Annotated in this window: 10 protein-coding genes; 4 read left to right on the top strand and 6 right to left on the bottom strand. The window is 62.1% G+C overall.

The window, feature by feature from the left end; genetic code table 11:
• Window positions 1–90: 90 nt before the first annotated feature.
• The 3 genes from G7048_RS03990 to mfd all read right to left on the bottom strand — a co-directional run bounded on the left by G7048_RS03990 (window position 91) and on the right by mfd (window position 5320).
• A complete protein-coding gene (locus tag G7048_RS03990) occupies window positions 91–771 on the bottom strand; it encodes a hypothetical protein (protein WP_166066906.1) in 681 nt (226 codons plus the stop codon).
• A 40-nt stretch (window positions 772–811) separates the two neighbouring features.
• The gene (locus tag G7048_RS03985) at window positions 812–1504 is read right to left on the bottom strand and encodes a bifunctional 2-polyprenyl-6-hydroxyphenol methylase/3-demethylubiquinol 3-O-methyltransferase UbiG (protein WP_166066905.1); all 693 of its coding nucleotides are present in this window, start codon (window positions 1502–1504) and stop codon (window positions 812–814) included.
• A gap of 357 nt (window positions 1505–1861) precedes the next feature.
• Window positions 1862–5320: a transcription-repair coupling factor gene (mfd, locus tag G7048_RS03980; protein WP_166066904.1), complete on the bottom strand. Its 3459-nt coding sequence runs from the start codon at window positions 5318–5320 to the stop codon at window positions 1862–1864.
• A gap of 152 nt (window positions 5321–5472) precedes the next feature.
• Between mfd and ispD the strand changes: the two genes are divergently transcribed.
• Complete coding sequence (ispD, locus tag G7048_RS03975; RefSeq protein ID WP_166066903.1) at window positions 5473–6234, top strand: 2-C-methyl-D-erythritol 4-phosphate cytidylyltransferase; 762 nt, start codon at window positions 5473–5475, stop codon at window positions 6232–6234.
• Entirely contained in the window at window positions 6231–6734 is a 504-nt protein-coding gene (gene ispF / locus G7048_RS03970) for a 2-C-methyl-D-erythritol 2,4-cyclodiphosphate synthase (RefSeq protein ID WP_166066902.1), read from the top strand. The genes ispD and ispF overlap by 4 nt, the downstream gene beginning before the upstream one ends.
• 75 nt (window positions 6735–6809) lie before the next feature.
• Here ispF and G7048_RS03965 read toward each other — a convergent pair whose 3' ends face one another.
• Window positions 6810–8354, bottom strand: coding sequence for a sensor histidine kinase (locus G7048_RS03965; protein ID WP_166066901.1), 1545 nt, complete (start codon window positions 8352–8354; stop codon window positions 6810–6812).
• A 166-nt stretch (window positions 8355–8520) separates the two neighbouring features.
• Entirely contained in the window at window positions 8521–9252 is a 732-nt protein-coding gene (gene ompR, locus G7048_RS03960) for a two-component system response regulator OmpR (protein WP_166066900.1), read from the bottom strand.
• A gap of 249 nt (window positions 9253–9501) precedes the next feature.
• Between ompR and G7048_RS03955 the strand changes: the two genes are divergently transcribed.
• A complete protein-coding gene (locus G7048_RS03955; RefSeq protein WP_240933159.1) occupies window positions 9502–10203 on the top strand; it encodes an SIMPL domain-containing protein in 702 nt (233 codons plus the stop codon).
• Between the two features lie 357 nt (window positions 10204–10560).
• On the opposite strand, the gene G7048_RS03950 is transcribed toward G7048_RS03955, so the two are convergent.
• Window positions 10561–11343 (bottom strand): 3-hydroxybutyrate dehydrogenase, encoded by a 783-nt coding sequence (locus tag G7048_RS03950; protein WP_166066898.1) that lies wholly within the window; start codon window positions 11341–11343, stop codon window positions 10561–10563.
• Window positions 11344–11569: 226 nt separating this feature from the next.
• On the opposite strand from G7048_RS03950, the gene G7048_RS03945 reads away from it, so the two are divergent.
• Window positions 11570–12493: an alpha/beta fold hydrolase gene (locus G7048_RS03945; RefSeq protein WP_166066897.1), complete on the top strand. Its 924-nt coding sequence runs from the start codon at window positions 11570–11572 to the stop codon at window positions 12491–12493.
• Window positions 12494–12519: the final 26 nt, after the last annotated feature.

Here is a 12519-nt window from a genome sequence, read left to right as displayed (position 1 = left end):
GACCAATGCGCAATGCAAATTGAATGAAAGCCGTAATGGTAGTGCGATTGGAGGCCGGGCTTGAAAAGGCCCGGAGGAAAACGCGCTGATTCACTGCCCGCCCGAATGCGGTTTGGGTAGATAGAGCTTGTCCGACCAGGTGGCCAGCCATTCGGGTTTGAAAGCCACGAACACGGCGGTCAGCATGCCGGTGAGCAGGCCATCGCTCCAGGCCATGAGCCAGCGCGCGACCATCGAGAGCCCGTCATCGACCTCGGCGGCCAGCACATGGCCGCTCCACTGCGCCAGTGCGCCGGTGAGGAAAACGCAGGCCACGGTGCCCAGAAAGGCGCGGCCGAGCACATAGACAAACATGCGTGTTCCGTTGAAGCGCCGAATCAGCGCGCCCAGCAGCATCGCCAGCGTCGCGGGGATCACGCCCAGCCAGGTGATGGCGGCGAGGGCGTCGTCCCATTGCATGGAGGGCGAGAGCACGGCAGTGCTTGTGCCCACGATCCAGAACACAGGAATCGCCAGCGGCCAACCCAGCATCAGCACCAGCATGCAGGCACCCGAGAGTTGAAGCGGCAGTGGCATGCGCACCAGCGTGGGAAGCGCCCAGAGCCAAGGCAACAGCACCAGCGCGGCCAGCAACGGGCTGATCAGCGGAGAAATCCGGCGCTGCGGGCCTTCGGGCGTGCGCAGCGTGCTCGAGCCGAGCATGCGCCAAGGCCGCAGCCAGAGCGCGATGGCGAGGGCGATGAGACTGATGGCGGCTTCCACGATGAGCATGGTGCTGCCACTTTATCTCAGTCGAGCGATAGGCCGCTATCTATTGGAAAAGACCGTAACCCAGTTGCAGCTTGCGTTTGCGCGCTGGGTCGTCGTTGACCTGGAAGCGTCCAAAGTAGCGGTCTCCCCAAGTCCTGTCCGTGACGAGATCGAACGCGCAATCCGTCGCCATGTCGCGAATGCACGCGGCGTTGGGGGACCAGAAGTTCGTGATGTCTCCGGCCAGCGCATCGTGCCGGTAGTAGCGGGCCAGTGCGATGTCCTGAGGCAGGTCGTTGGCAGCATGGCTCTCCAGGTACATCGCCCCATGACTCAGCGAGCGCACGATCGCGAGTGCTTTCATCATGTCGGGCAGGTGATAGAGCAGACCCAGAAACAGCACATGGTCGAACGTGCCAAGCTGGGCAGCGCTCAGGTCGTAGATGTTGGCGCAGTGATAGTCGAAGGAGCATCCGGTGATCTGCTCCATGACGGCGAATCCGTGAGCCTCCTTCGCTCGGTAGTCGACGACCACCACCTCGGCTCCGCGCCGTCGTGCAGCCAACGAAAAGAAACCATCGGATGGGCCGATGTCCAGCACGCGTTGGCCTGTCAAATCAGCCGGAAAGCCGACGGCATCGAGCAGGAAGCCTGGGTCATAAGAGCCGGGCGTGATGACTCCCGGATGAACTTCGAAGCGGTGATGCCAGTGCTTGACGGATGCGACCAATCGCTTGGCTTCTTCGATGTCCATAGGGTTCCCGTTGGGTTGGGCGCGGTGGATGTTGCGCGTGAGCCCTAGATTCTGAGCCCAAGCGCCAGTTGCCGGAAATCTATATGGCCTTCAACGGCAACTGGTTTGATAGTTTCATTTGATCTTAGAACCTGTTCACGATCTCCGCAGAGCCGCGCCAATGTCTTTGCGGGATGGGATGCAAGGCGCAATACCGCAGACCGCCCGCAAAGTCACTGGCCCTTCGGATTGGGGCGAAATCGGGCGATTTTGGCGCGCTGGCTCTTGCATGGGCACGAGCCCATGCGGGCGACCCATCACTCCAAACTCATCCCGATTGCGCCCCAACGCGGCATCGTGGAGATCGTGAACAGGCTCTTAGTGAACCGGTTGTCCCAGGCTGCGCAGAATGTCGCGCACCAGATGCGCGCGGTCCTTGGGATCGGGCAGTGCGCGTTCGATGCGCAGCTTGTCGTTGCCGGCCAGTTTGATGTGCTTGTTTTTCTGCACCAAGTGGATGATGTTCATCGGGTCGATCGGCGGCTGTGGCCTGAAGGTGATGCTGATGACGCCGGGCGCGGCATCGACCTTCATCACGCCATACGGCTGGCTCATCACGCGCAGGCGGTGCACGTCGATGAGGGTCTGCGTCTGCGCGGGCAGCTTGCCGAAGCGGTCGACGATTTCTTCGAGCAGCGTGTCGATCTGCTGCGGCGTCTTGGCGGTGGCGAGCTTCTTGTAGAACGACAGGCGCAGGTGCACGTCGCCGCAGTAATCGTCGGGCAGCAGGGCGGGCGAGTGCAGGTTGATGTCGGTGGTGACGGAGAGTGGCGAGAGCAGATCGGGCTCCTTGCCGGCCTTGAGCGAGGCCACGGCTTCGGACAGCATCTCGTTGTAGAGCTGGAAACCGATCTCCATCATGTTGCCGCTCTGGTTCTCGCCAAGCACTTCGCCCGCGCCGCGAATTTCGAGGTCGTGCATCGCCAGATAGAAGCCCGAGCCGAGTTCCTCCATCTGCTGGATGGCTTCGAGGCGCTGGGCGGCTTGTTTGGTCAGGCCATCGATGTCGGGCACCATCAGATACGCATAGGCCTGGTGGTGCGAGCGACCGACGCGACCGCGCAACTGGTGCAACTGCGCGAGGCCGAACTTGTCCGCGCGGCTCATGATGATGGTGTTGGCCGTGGGCACGTCGATGCCGGTCTCGATGATGGTCGAGCACAGCAGGATGTTGTAGCGCTGCGCGACGAAATCGCGCATCACCTTTTCGAGTTCGCGCTCGGGCATCTGGCCGTGGGCGACGGCGATGCGCGCTTCGGGCAGTATCTCTTCGAGCTTCTGTTTGCGGTTCTCGATGGTCTCGACTTCGTTGTGCAGAAAGTAGCACTGACCGCCGCGTTTGAGCTCACGCAGCACGGCTTCGCGGATCACGCCCGTGCCTTCATTGCGCACAAAGGTCTTGATGGCCAGACGGCGCTGCGGCGCGGTGGCGATCACCGACAAATCACGCAGGCCTTCAAGCGCCATGCCCATGGTGCGTGGAATCGGCGTGGCGGTGAGCGTGAGCACATCGACTTCGGCGCGCATGGCCTTCATCGCCTCCTTGTGGCGCACGCCAAAGCGGTGTTCCTCGTCGATGATGAGCAGTCCGAGGTTCTTGAACTTGGTCGATTCCGACAGCAGCTTGTGCGTGCCGACGACGATGTCCACCGTGCCTTCTGCAATGCCTTTGACGGCAGCGGTGATCTCCTTGCCGGAACGAAAGCGCGAGACCTCGGCCACCTTGATCGGCCACTTGGAGAAACGGTCGATCAGCGTCTGGAAGTGCTGCTCGGCCAGCAGCGTGGTCGGCGCGAGGAGCGCCACCTGTCTGCCGCCCATGGCCGCGACGAATGCGGCACGCAGCGCGACTTCGGTCTTGCCGAAACCCACGTCGCCGCAGACCAGGCGGTCCATCGGCTGCGGGCTGATCATGTCCTGAATCACCGCGTGGATCGCGGCCTTCTGGTCGGCGGTTTCCTCGAAGCCGAAGTCGTTGGAGAACTGCTCGTAATCCTGCACGTTGAAGCGGAACGCATGACCTTGTCGCGCAGCGCGCCGCGCATAGATGTTGAGCAGTTCGGCGGCGGAATCACGCACCTGCTCGGCAGCCTTGCGCTTGGCCTTTTCCCACTGGCCGCTGCCGAGCTTGTGCAGCGGTGCTTCGTCGGCCGACACGCCGGTGTAGCGGCTGATGAGCTGCAACTGGCTGACCGGCACATAGAGCGCGGCCTTGTCGGCGTATTCGAGATGCAGAAACTCCTGCATGGCGGGCGTGCCGTCCGGGTTCTTCTGGCCGATGTCCATGTTGATCAGGCCGAGGTAACGTCCGATGCCATGTGCGCTGTGCACGACCGGATCGCCGACCTTCAGTTCGGACAAATCCTTGATCAGCGCATCGACATCGCTGACCTGTTCCTGTTTGCGACGGCGGCGCGCAGTGCCGTTGGTCGAGAACAGTTCGGTCTCGGTGACGAAGTCGATGCCGCCTTCGATCCAGCTGAATCCGGTGGCCAGCGTGGAGGTGGCGATGCCGATTTTTTCCTCGTGCGTTTGCTGGAATTCGTTCAATGAATCGAACGCAGGCGGATTCAGATGCGAGGCACGCAGAAAGTCGAGCAGGCTTTCGCGGCGGCCATCGCTTTCGGCCAGCAGCAAGACGCGATGTTGCGTCGACAGGATATGTGCCTGCAGCTTGGCGAGCGGGTCTTCCGCGCCGCGAATCACCGCGAGGTCATTGAGCTTCTGGAAATGCGCGTTGTCCGGCACATCTTCCACGTTGGGGCGCAACGCGAGCTGGGCGTGGTCTTTGGCGCGGGTGTAGAACTGATCGGCGCTCAGGAACAGCGTTTCGGGCGGCAGCACCGGGCGCTCGGGGTCGCCTTGAACGAGGCGAAAGCGCTCCGTGGTGTCCTGCCAGAAACGCAGAAACGCGGCTTCGAGATCGCCGTGCAGCACGACGGTGGTGTCGGTGCCGAGGTAGTCGAACATCGTCGCCGTGTCGTCGAAGAACAGCGGCAGGTAGTACTCGATGCCGGCCGTCGCCACGCCATTGCCCATGTCCTTGTAGATGCGGCTCTTGGTCGGATCGCCTTCCAGCAGCTCGCGCCAGCGATGGCGGAACTTGGCGCGCGCATCGTCGTCCATCGGGAACTCGCGGCCGGGCAGCAGGCGCACTTCCGGCACGGGGTAGAGACTGCGCTGCGTGTCCGGATCGAAGGTGCGGATCGAGTCAATCTCGTTGTCGAACAGGTCCACGCGATAAGGCACGTGCGAGCCCATCGGAAACAGGTCGATCAGCCCGCCGCGCACGGCGTATTCGCCATGGCTCACCACCTGCGAGACGTTGGAATAGCCCGCCAGCGTGAGCTGCGCGCGCAGCTTGGCTTCGTCGAGTTTCTGCTTGGCCTTGAAGTGGAAGGTGTAGCCCGCGAGGAAAGAGGGCGGGGCCACGCGGTAGAGTGCCGTCGTTGCGGGCACCAGCACCACATCGACCTCGCCCTGCGAGATGCGCCAGAGCGTGGCAAGCCGCTCGCTGATCAGGTCCTGATGCGGCGAGAACGTGTCGTAGGGCAGGGTTTCCCAATCGGGAAACATGGCGCAACGCAGCTCGGGCGCGAAGAACTCCATCTCGTCGATCAGGCGGCGCGCGTCCGTCGCGTCGGCGGTGACGATGGCCGTCACACGCTTGTGCGCCTTCTCGCGCTCGGCCAGGCGCGCGAGCAGCAATGCATCGGCAGACCCAGCGGGGCGAGGCATCGCAAAACGTTTTCCGGGCGAGAGTTTGGGCAGATCCATGGGAATGCAGTCGGCAGTGGCAAGGCAAAAACGACGAAAACCCCGTAGCTGGTGCAACGGGGGTGGATGGTCTATTTTAAAGAAGCTGGATTTCGCGCGCTCTGTAGTGACTTCCCCGGACCCCGCAGTGCGCTGTCTACAATCCCGGCAACATGAATTCGAATGAAGCACAACAAGAAGGCAAAGCTGTGACGGCGCGCTGCTTTGCATTGCTGCCATGTGCGGGCGTAGGTTCGCGCGCGGGCACGGCGCAGCCTAAACAATATGAGCCGCTGGCCGGAAAGATGCTGGTCGAGCACACCTTGGCGGCGTTTGCGACGGTGGGGCGCATCGCCAGCGTGCATGTGGTCGTCACGCCCGGCGATGGCACATTGCGCAAGCCCGATACGACCTGGAATGTGATCGAGGGCGGCGGTCCGACGCGTGCGTCCAGCGTGTTCAACGGTCTTCGTTTTCTGCTCGCCAGCCAGACGGCGACGCGCGACGACTGGGTGCTGGTGCACGATGCGGCGCGTTGCCTGATCACCCCCGCGGAAATCGATGCGCTGATCGACGCCTGCCTGCCTGATGACGTGGGGGGGTTGCTCGCGCTGCCGCTGCCCGATACGCTCAAGTTGTCGGTCGAAGGTCGCAGTGCTGCCACGATCGACCGCGCCGACAAGTGGCTTGCGCAGACGCCGCAGATGTTCCGCGCGGGGCTGTTGCATGACGCACTCGAAGCCCGCGCCGCGCAGAACTTCGACGGCATCACCGACGAGGCCAGCGCCATCGAGACTGCTGGATTGCGCCCACTGCTGGTGCCTGGCAGCGCGCAGAATTTCAAGGTCACCTATCCGCAGGATTTCGCATTGGCCGAAGCCATCTTCTGGCAGCGCGCCCACCGTCCGGCAAGCATCGAGAAAAGCAAGACATGAGCTCCAAAGAACTGAAATTCCCCCCGTTCCGCGTTGGCGAGGGCTGGGACGTGCATGCGCTGGTGCCCGGCCGCAAACTGATCATCGGCGGCGTGGACATCCCCCACACCGCCGGACTGCTCGGCCATTCCGACGCCGACGTGCTGCTGCATGCGATCACCGATGCGTTGCTGGGCGCTGCGGCGCTGGGTGACATTGGTCGCCATTTCCCCGATACCGATCCGCAGTTCAAGGGCGCGAAGTCCGACGTGCTGCTGGCCGAAGCCGCACGCCGCGTGCGTGCCGCCGGATATGAAATCGGCAACATCGACAGCACCGTGATCGCGCAGGCTCCGAAACTCGCGCCGCATATCGGCGCGATGTGCGCAGTGATTGCGAAGACGCTGGGATTGGAAATCGATCAGGTGAATGTGAAGGCCAAGACGGCGGAAAAGCTCGGCCCGGTGGGGCAGGGGCTGGCCATCGAGGCCAATGCTGCGGCGATGCTGTTCCGGGTCTGATCAGCGGCTTGCAGAAACGAAAAAGGCGCATGGTGGAGGGAGTCCGCCATGCGCCTTTTGTTTTGCCGATGAGCGTCAGTCGTTCACGCGTTCGTCGTTGAGATCCATGGGCTGCGAGAAGCCGCGCAAGGTCTCGCCCGCGCGCGGCGGCAGATGGCGTTTGACCTGCGGACGCTGCAGGCGCTGCTTGGGGTCTGCGCCTTCGGGCAACTCGGCCACGCGCTGCAATTGGATATGCGCGACGAGGCCGCCCGAGGCCGCATTGGCCAGCGCGAAAATGCCGCCCATGCGCTGCACGGTCTTGTCCACGATGGCGAGGCCAAGGCCCGCACCGGCTGCTGCGGTACGTGCCGAATCGCTGCGGAAGAACGGCTTGGTCAGGTTGGCAAGCTGCTCGGGCGGCACGCCGTTGCCGTGGTCGCGCAGCTTGATCAGCACCCACTTGTCCCAGGACTTCGCGGTGATGTCGACCGTGGTCACGCCGGTCTCCTTGTTCTTGCCGTAGCGGCGCGCGTTTTCCAGCAGGTTGGAGATCACGCGCGCGAGTTCGATCTCGTCGACCAGCACGTTCAGATGCTCGGGCACGGACATGCTGATCTGCAGCTCGCGGTGGTCCTGCACGGCGTAGACGCACGAGGACACGACGCCGTAGAGATTCACCGGGGTCAGCGTCACGGCATCGGGGCGCGCGTAGTCGAGGAACTTGTCGATGGTCGCGTCGAGCTGCACGATGTCGGCCACCATGTGGTCGCGCGCGACGTCGTCGAGCACGCTCATTTCGGTTTCGAGGCGCAGGCGCGCAAGCGGTGTGCGCAGGTCATGCGAGATGCCGGCGAGCATGACCGCGCGGTCCTGCTCCAGCTTGGCGAGTTTCTGCGCCATGCGGTTGAAGCCGATGTTCACCTCGCGGATTTCGCTGGTCACCGCACCTTCATCCAATTGGCTGGCGGCAAAGTCGCCGTCCTTGACCTTGTTGGCGGCGTAGCTCAATTGCTTGAGCGGCTGATTGATCAGCCGCGCGATCACGGCGGCACCGGCCAGCGACAGCGCGCCTGCGGTGATCAGCCAGATCAGCCAGGTCTTGCCGCTGGCGGTGGACAGGCGCGAGCGATCCATGAGCAGCCAGTTCGGATCGCCGTTGATGTTGAAGCCCACCCAGAGGCCTTGTTCGCCGTTCACGCTGGTGGCCAGAATCGTGCCGGGGCCAAGGCGTCGTGTCAGCTCTTCGGTGAGGCGAGCGCCCAGAGCCGATTGCGGCAGATGTTCAAACTTGTCGTCGGGCTCGCGCGGGAGAATGCGCACACCTTCCTGATCGGCCATGGTTTTGATCAGCGAGACGCGCGCAATCGCGTCGGCATGGACAAGCGCGGCGCGGCTCAGATTGACAAGTGATGCAATCTGCTGCGCGGTCTGCAGCGTGCGGGGCTCGAACTCGAGCGCGCGAAGGGTCTGCAGCCACGCGAGAATCGAGCCGACCAAGAGCAGAGCCAACAGAAAAAAAGTGCGCCAGAAGAGGTTCAGCCCAACGCGTGTGCGCTGTGCCGAGTTTTGCTTGGGCGATTCCAGCGGGGCAGGGCTGGTGGCTTCGGCATTGATGGGTTCCGGGCGTTTGGCGCTCATTGATGATGGCCGTCTTCTGAAGAGAAAGGAAATGGGAAAGGCAGACGGCGCGGGCCCATCTGCCTTTCGTCAGAAGGCTCGTCGGCGGCGCGTCGTTGAACGACGTTGCCGCGATGAGCCTCCGCCCCGCAGGGCGGTGCAAAGGTGTTGTGACGCGGTGGAGCGATCAGCTCGTTCCGTCCGGCACGAACACGTAGCCCACACCCCAGACTGTCTGGATGTAGCGAGGCGCGGCAGCGTCCACTTCGACCAGCTTGCGCAAGCGCGAGATCTGCACGTCGAGGCTGCGGTCGAACGGTTCGAACTCGCGGCCACGGGCCAGCAGTGCCAGCTTTTCGCGCGACAGCGGCTGGCGTGGGTGACGCACCAGTGCCTTGAGCATGGCGAATTCGCCAGTGGTCAGCGGCAGCTCTTCGCCGTTCTTTTGCAGGGCACGCGTGCCCAGATCGAAGGTGAAGGGGCCGAAGGTCACCACTTCGTTGTCGCCGGATGGCGCACCAGGCGCTTCCTGCGGTGGACGACGACGCAGCACGGCGTGGATGCGCGCCAGCAGTTCGCGCGGGTTGAACGGCTTGCCGAGGTAATCGTCTGCGCCCACTTCCAGACCCACGATGCGGTCCACGTCCTCACCTTTGGCGGTGAGCATGATGATCGGCGTGCGGTCGTTGGCAGCACGCAGGCGGCGGCAAATGGACAGGCCGTCTTCGCCCGGCATCATCAGGTCCAGCACGATCAGGTCCACCGTCTCGCGCAGCAGGATGCGGTTGAGCGCCTTGCCATCTTCGGCAACCATGACCTCGAACCCTTCCTGGGTGAGGTAGCGCCGCAGCAAATCGCGGATACGGGCGTCGTCATCAACTACGAGAACCTTGTCGGTGCGGTTGGTTGTTGTGGCCATAACTTTCCTCAGTCCAATTTGTAACAGAGCCGATTCTGACCAGCTTGCGCCGGGAATGTTTGGTTTTTTTCGCTGGGTTGACCTAATGTTACAAATCTTGCCCCAAAACGCGGACTGTTGGGGAATCCTTTACACAATCTACATGTCCTATGTGCAATATGCCGATTGAATGATTCATCTGCATTGGAATTGACCGAACAAGATTGGAAAGGTGATATGGCTCGAATCGCTGTAAAAACAGTAGCTGCTATGACTTTGCTGGCCTGCGCTGGCGCTGTGCTGGCTCAAAACACGAACGGCACGGGTGCCAATGCTGCACCGCAAAACGTGCTGCAGCTTTCTGCATCGGGCACGGTGGAGGTGCCGCAGGACGTTCTGGTGATGCACCTGTCCACCACCAAGGAGGGCAGCGACGCGGCGAGCGTGCAGGCGCAGCTCAAGCAAGTGCTGGATGCCGCCCTGGCGCAAGCCAAGCGCGACGCCAAGCCGCAGCAGATGGATGTGCGCAGTGGCGACTTCTCGCTCTATCCGCGCAGCAACAAGGACGGCAAGATCGCCGGCTGGCAAGGCCGCGTGGAACTGATTCTGGAAGGCAAGGATTTCACGCGCATCACGACAACTGCGGGTGCCATCCAGAACATGACCGTGAGCTCGACATCGTTCAGCCTCTCGCGCGAAGGCCGCGAGAAGGTGGAGGGCGAAGCGCAGGCCAAGGCCATCGCGGCGTTCAAGGACAAGGCGACGTCCATCGCCAAGAGCTTTGGTTTTTCGAGCTACACGCTGCGTGAAGTGCAGGTCAATGACAACGGCAGCGAGGTCGTTTTCTATTCGGCTGCGGCGCGCTCGAATGGCGGGATGATGAAGTCGTCCATGCAGGATTCGCCCGTGCCAGTGGAGGCCGGAAAGACGCGCGTGGTCGTGTCGGTATCGGGTTCTGTCCAGTTGCGCTGAGAGCCGGTTTGTGACTGAATGGCACGTGACATCAAGAGAAGAACTATGAAGAGATAGATTCCTCTTGGTCCAGCCCCCGCTTTGCCATTGCGGCGAATGCGGGGGCTTTCTATTTTTGGGGTTCTGGATGTCTGTGATCCATCAGTGTTGTGACGGATTTGGGGATTGCGCTGGCGCTGGCAGTCTTCGTTTTGAGGTGACGATATAGCCCCTCATGCTTTGTTGCAAAGCCTTGCCGCACGGGAGTACTGTCTGCGGCTTTGCGTCGCGCCTGAGGGGCTATCTCGTCATTGTGGCTGGTGTCCGCAGGCCCGTTGGGCTGCAAACATTGCGGTTTGAAATCCAAACCTTCTGGACTTATTGCGCGGTCCAGCCGCCGTCCATGTTCCATGCCACGCCGCAGATGTTGTTGCCTGCAGGTGAGCAGAAGAACGCTGCCAGTTCGCCCAGTTCTTCGGGGGTGGTGAAGCGCAGCGACGGCTCTTTTTCGCGCAGCAGGTCCTTGGTGGCTTCTTCGACAGAGACGCCGTGTTCTGCGGCCTTCGCGTCGATCTGCTTTTGCACCAGCGGCGTCAACACCCAGCCGGGGCAGATCGCGTTGCAGGTGATGCCGTTGGCGGCGTTTTCGAGTGCGGTCACCTTGGTCAGGCCGACGATGCCGTGCTTGGCTGCAACGTAGGCCGATTTCTGCGCCGAACCGACCAGGCCGTGCACCGATGCGATGTTGATGATGCGGCCCCATTTGGCGGCCTGCATGGCGGGCAGTGCCAGGCGCGTGGTGTGGAAGGCGCTCGACAGGTTGATGGCGATGATCGAATCCCACTTCTCGGGTGGGAAGCTCTCGACTGGCGCCACGTGCTGGATGCCGGCGTTGTTCACCAGAATGTCGACGCGGCCGAACTGGCCTGCCGCGTACTTCATCATGTCTTCGATTTCTTCGGGACGGCTCATGTCGGCGCCATGGTAGGCCACCTTCACGCCGTGGGCCTTGCCTGCTTCGAGCACAGCGGCGCGCGAGCCGTCGACGTCACCGAAACCGTTGAGCACGATGTTCGCGCCCTGACCCGCAAGCGTCTTGGCGATACCCAGGCCAATGCCGCTGGTGGAACCTGTGACGAGTGCTGTCTTGCCATTGAGCATAAAGTCTCTCCAAATCAATTACGATGCAAACATTATCAAGGGATCCTCATCTTGATCCCCACGACGCATGCTAACGCGGACTCGGGCGTTCTGCTGCGGCAAAAATCCTCGCGATAGCAATGGCTATCCCTGCGGTTTTTGTCACCGCAGCCCATTCCGATCCGCGTGAGCTGCTTGTCGTCGAGATCGACAAGAGGATCCCGGGCACGAGACAAAGTTGATTTCCATGATTGAACCTACGCTGAACTACGTACCTTGTCCCGGCCTCGACGCGACGAGCCCGATGGAATCCAACGGACACCGCATGGCGTATTGGGAGTGGAACGATACGGGAAATCCGGCGCATCCGCGTGTTCTGATGTGCGTGCATGGTCTTTCACGTCAGGGTCGCGACTTCGATGTATTTGCGCGCCGCATGGCCAAGTACGGTCGCGTGATCTGCCCGGATGTGGTCGGGCGTGGCAAGAGCGATTGGCTCGCCGATCCTGCGGGCTATCAGATCCCCTCCTATGTGGGCGACATGCTGGTGCTGCTTCATCACCTGCATGCCAAGGCACCGATCACGCAACTGGACTGGGTCGGCACCAGCATGGGTGGGTTGATCGGTCTTGTGGTGGCCGGACAGAAGGAGTTGCCCCTGCCCGTGCCGGTGCATTCGCTGGTGCTCAACGATGTAGGGCCCACCGTGCAGTGGGATGCGCTGCAACGCATCGGCTCGTATCTGGGGCGTCCGCTGCGGTTCGATTCGGTGGAATCTGCAGCGGAGGAAATGCGCAAGATTTCGATGGGTTTTGGTCCGCATTCAGCTGAAGACTGGCTCGCGCTCTCGCGCCCGATGGTGGTGCGCGCGGCCAACGACAAGCTGCGCCTTCACTACGATCCGGGCATCGCATCGCCCATGCGCAAGATGACCAAGGAAGCGGCTGAAGGCGGTGAGCGTTATCTGTGGAAGCTCTATGAGCAGATCACTGCGCGCACTTTGCTGTTGCGTGGTGCGGATTCCGATCTGCTGTCCAAAGAGACGGCCGAGCGCATGGCGCAAGTGGGTCCTCACGCCCAAATAAAAGAGTTTGAATTTGTCGGCCATGCCCCCACCTTGGTGGCAGAAGAACAGGGCAGTGCGGTCGAGCGGTTCCTGTGCGGTAATTAGCAGCGAGCGGACCTGAACGGAGAACC

The sequence above is a fragment of the Diaphorobacter sp. HDW4B genome, from assembly GCF_011305535.1.
Lineage (GTDB): Bacteria > Pseudomonadota > Gammaproteobacteria > Burkholderiales > Burkholderiaceae_C > Diaphorobacter_A.
This window is presented reverse-complemented; position numbering and strand designations above follow the sequence as displayed.